The organism is Intrasporangium sp., assembly GCF_030452765.1.
GTDB lineage: Bacteria > Actinomycetota > Actinomycetes > Actinomycetales > Dermatophilaceae > Intrasporangium_A.
The window spans coordinates 1-3,367 of record NZ_JAKDLO010000292.1 but is presented as its reverse complement, the minus strand read 5'-3'; the positions used below and the strand labels follow the sequence as shown (position 1 = coordinate 3,367).

The following is a 3,367-nucleotide window of genomic DNA, read 5'->3' as shown; positions in this document are numbered from 1 at the left end:
CCCGCCCGACGTCGTCGCGGTCGCGGACCTCGCCGGCTCCACCGCGCAGATGCTCGACTTCGTTCTCAAACGCCACCCGAGCCAGGTCACCCTCATCACCGAGTGCTCGATGAGCGACAACATCGCCGCCCAGCACCCCGAGATCGAGTTCATCCGGCCGTGCAACCTCTGCCCGCACATGAAGCGCAACACGCTCGCCAAGATCCGCCGCAGCCTCGAGACCATGACCCACGAGGTCACGATCGCCTCCGCGGTCGCCGATCGCGCCCGTCTCGTGGTGGATCGGATGTTGGCCGTATGACGCCCACCCAGCTCTCGTCGTCGCGCCCGGCGGGTGCCGCCGGGCTCCCGGTCATCGTCGGGGCGGGGCTCGCCGGGCTGGTGACCGCGCTGCGCCTGGCCCCGCAGCCCTGTGTCGTGCTCTCGGCCGGGTCCCTCGGCCACGGCGCGGCGAGCGGCTGGGCGCAGGGCGGCATCGCCGCGGCCCTGGCCGACGACGACTCGGCCGAGCTGCACGCCAGGGACACCCTCGCGGCGGGCGTCGGGCTGTGTGAGCCCGTGGCGGTCTCGCGGATCACCTCAGCGGCGCCCGCCGCCGTCGCCTACCTCAGCGACCTCGGTGCCCGCTTCGACCGGGACCGGGATGGCCGCTACCGGCTCGGGCTCGAGGGAGCCCACTCGCGCCACCGCATCGTCCACGCCAAGGGCGACGGCACGGGTGCCGAGATCCTGCGGGCCGTCGTCGAGGCCGTCCGGGCGACACCGTCGATCACCGTGCTCGAAGACACCCGCGCGCGCCGCCTCATCGTGGACGGCGGCCACGTCGTCGGTGTGCTCGCCGAGGCCGCAGGGCGCCAGATCCAGCTGACCTCCAGCCAGGTCGTCCTCGCGACGGGTGGCTCCGGCCAGCTGTGGCAGCACACGACGAACCCGCGAGGCTCACGTGGGCTCGGTCTGGCGCTGGCCGCACGAGCAGGCGCCGAGCTGCGCGACCTCGAGATGGTCCAGTTCCACCCGACCGCGCTCGATATCGGGATCGACCCGATGCCGCTGGTCAGTGAGGCCGTCCGCGGCGCGGGCGCCCTGCTGGTCGACGCCGCCGGTGACCCGCTGACCGACGACCCGCTCGCCGCCCGCGACGTCGTGGCCCGGGTCGTGTGGGGGGCGGTGTCCCGTGGGGAGCACGTGTTCCTCGACGCGCGCACAGCCTTGGGGGAGCGCTTCGCTGCATCTTTCCCGACGGTGTCGCGCGCCTGCCTCGCCGCCGGGGTCGACCCGGCCGCCGAGCTGATCCCGATCCGGCCCGCTGCGCACTACCAGTGCGGCGGCGTCACCGTCGATCTTCGTGGCCGCACCACCGTGCCGGGCCTCTGGGCCGTCGGCGAGGTCGCGAGCACGGGCCTGCACGGCGCGAACCGCCTCGCCAGCAACTCGTTGCTCGAGGCGGTCGTCTGCGGTGGCTGGGTGGCCGACGACCTCGCCGATCGAGAGTGCACCAATCCCGATCGAGAGTGCACTACTCCCGATCGAGAGTGCACCAATCCCGATCGAGAGTGCACTACTCCCGATCGAGAGTGCACCGGCTCACAGCAGATCGCCGCCGCTTCGCCAGGCAGTGTGGTGACCAGCTCGACCTGGGCACCACCCACCGATGGGCGAAGCGACCACGGATGGCCGCGTCGTGACGACGGTTCGCCGCGTCCCGACGAGATCAGAGCCCTCATGACGCGTGCGGTCGGGATCCTCCGCGACGGCCTGAACCTCGCGGCGGCCGACTCGTTCCTCACTGAGATGACGACGCCTGACCCTGAATACGTCGACGACACAATCCTCGTCGCACTCCTCGTGACGCGCTGTGCCGTCCTCCGGCAGGAGAGCCGTGGCGGACATACCCGTCTGGACTACCCGCAGACGGACGACATGGCGGCGCACACCGCAGTCGCGCTCACCGATGTCCTCCCGAGCAGGGTTGACCAGGCCGTCCACCTCGTGCCGGTAGGAGCCACCCGATGATCCTGAATCCCCTGCCGATCCTGAATCCCCTGCCCGACCTCCTGCTCCGACCGCTCGTCGAGGCGGCCCTCCTCGAGGACCTCGGCCGCGCCGGCGACCTCACCTCGGACGCGATCATCCCGATGGATGTACGCGACGCGTTCGTCATCGCCGCCCGCGAGGCCGGCACGATAGCCGGACTCGACCTGGCCCGCCTGGCGTTCACCTCGGTCGACCCCTCGGTGCGCTTCACGACCCACGTGCCGGACGGTACTCGCGTCGCACCCGGTGACCGGGTGGCCCGCATCGAGGGGCCGGCCCGCTCGCTGCTGACCGCCGAACGAGTCGCGCTGAACTTCCTCGGCCACCTGTCCGGAATCGCCACGGCGACAGCGACGCTCGTCGATGCGGTCGCTCACACGGACACCCGGGTGTGCTGCACCCGCAAGACCACACCGGGGCTCCGCGCGGTGGAGAAGTATGCCGTCCGCGCCGGCGGAGGTGTCAACCACCGCTTCGGGCTCGACGACGCCGTGCTCGTCAAGGACAACCACATCGCCGTCGCCGGCTCGGTCAGCGAGGCCGTCAAGCGGGTCCGTGCAGCGGTTGGCCACCTCGTTGCCATCGAGGTCGAGGTCGACAGCCTCGACCAGCTCGAGGAGCTGCTCGTCGACCCGGTCGACGCGGTGCTGCTCGACAACATGTCGCCCGAGACGACCGCCAGGGCGGTTCGGCTCGTGGCCGGGCGGATGGTGACCGAGGCGTCCGGGCAGGTCACCCCCGAGACGGCGCCGGCCCTGGCCGAGGCGGGCGTCGACCTCGTCTCTGCCGGATGGATCACCCACAGTGCACCGGTGCTCGACCTCGGGCTCGACCACACGCCCGAGTAGGAGGCGCCACGCGATCCCGAGCAAGGTCGGCGCCTTCCCTCGACCATGCGCGCGAGCAGGAGGATGGGCAGGGAGGTCGCGATGCCGCTCAGGAGGCTGAGCGGCATCCCGACCTGCGCGCCACTCGAGGGCCCGCTCCATGGCTGGACCGGCTGGAGGGCTGACGGGCTGGAGGGACACGGATCAGCTTGGGCTCGGGTGGGGCCGCAGGGGCGACGGCGGTCGGGGCCATCCGGACGAGCGCGACGATGCCCACCGTCACCGCGAGCAGGGCAGCCGCGACGGTCAGCGCCGTCGTGGACCCGACGACGAAGGCGTGCTGTCCTCGGAGGGCGGCCGGTCCGGGTGCTCCGGCAGCCGCCCTGCTGGCCGACCCGAACACGGTGACGAGCACCGCGAGGCCAAGGGTCCCGCCCAGCTGACCCCTCCACTTAGTGGTCAGGATCGTAAGTTCGTCGGGGGTCAGGAGGCTTGGGCCGGGTCGG

Annotated in this window: 3 protein-coding genes and 1 pseudogene; 3 read left to right on the top strand and 1 reads right to left on the bottom strand. The window is 71.9% G+C overall.

The window, feature by feature from the left end; genetic code table 11:
• The 3 genes from nadA to nadC all read left to right on the top strand — a co-directional run.
• The coding region (gene nadA / locus L0H79_RS21530; protein WP_301486780.1) for a quinolinate synthase NadA at positions 1-301 on the top strand (301 nt) is incomplete at its 5' end.
• Complete coding sequence (locus tag L0H79_RS21525) at positions 298-2,013, top strand: L-aspartate oxidase (RefSeq protein ID WP_301486779.1); 1,716 nt, start codon at positions 298-300, stop codon at positions 2,011-2,013. The genes nadA and L0H79_RS21525, both read left to right, overlap by 4 nt.
• Positions 2,010-2,882, top strand: coding sequence for a carboxylating nicotinate-nucleotide diphosphorylase (nadC, locus tag L0H79_RS21520; RefSeq protein WP_301486777.1), 873 nt, complete (start codon positions 2,010-2,012; stop codon positions 2,880-2,882). Before L0H79_RS21525 ends, nadC begins: the two co-directional genes overlap by 4 nt.
• Positions 2,883-2,970: 88 nt before the next feature.
• On the opposite strand, the pseudogene L0H79_RS21515 reads toward nadC, so the two are convergent.
• Positions 2,971-3,367: pseudogene (locus L0H79_RS21515) on the bottom strand (hypothetical protein); the annotation flags it as partial.